General features: G+C 66.4%; 1 protein-coding gene. It reads left to right on the top strand.

Annotation, left to right across the window (positions count from 1 at the left end; genetic code table 11):
• Nucleotides 1-382 (top strand): NAD(P)/FAD-dependent oxidoreductase (locus I6F36_RS38990; RefSeq protein ID WP_225173293.1); only part of this gene is annotated, 382 nt, incomplete at its 5' end.
• Between the last annotated feature and the right edge of the window lie 44 nt (nt 383-426).

Genomic DNA, 426 nt, shown 5'->3' on the forward strand with positions numbered 1-426 from the left:
GTTCAACACCGAGATCACGGCGCTCGAAGGCGGCGAGGATTCCACGCTGCAGCGCGTGCGCTGGAAGAGCCGCCTGGCGCCGGAGCAGCACACGCTCGACGTCAACAACGTCTTCCTGTTCGTCGGCGCCGATCCCGCGACCGGGTGGCTGGAAGGTTGCGGCGTCAAGGTCGACCGCGGAGGCTTTGTGATCACCGGCCAGAACGGGCACGATGGCCCGCGACAGGGACAATCGCTAGAAACCACGGTGCCCGGCGTGTTCGCGGTCGGGGACGTCCGCTCCGGATCGGTCAAGCGCGTCGGCGGCGCCATCGGCGAGGGCGCCCAGGTCGTCGCGGCGTTGCACGGCTTCCTCGCCGACAACGCCAATTCGACGGCCTGATTCTTTGGGCCGAAATCATAAATGTGGTCTGGTCGGATCAGGTT

Origin of the sequence: Bradyrhizobium sp. BRP19 (genome assembly GCF_020194195.1) — a bacterium.
Lineage (GTDB): Bacteria > Pseudomonadota > Alphaproteobacteria > Rhizobiales > Xanthobacteraceae > Bradyrhizobium > Bradyrhizobium yuanmingense.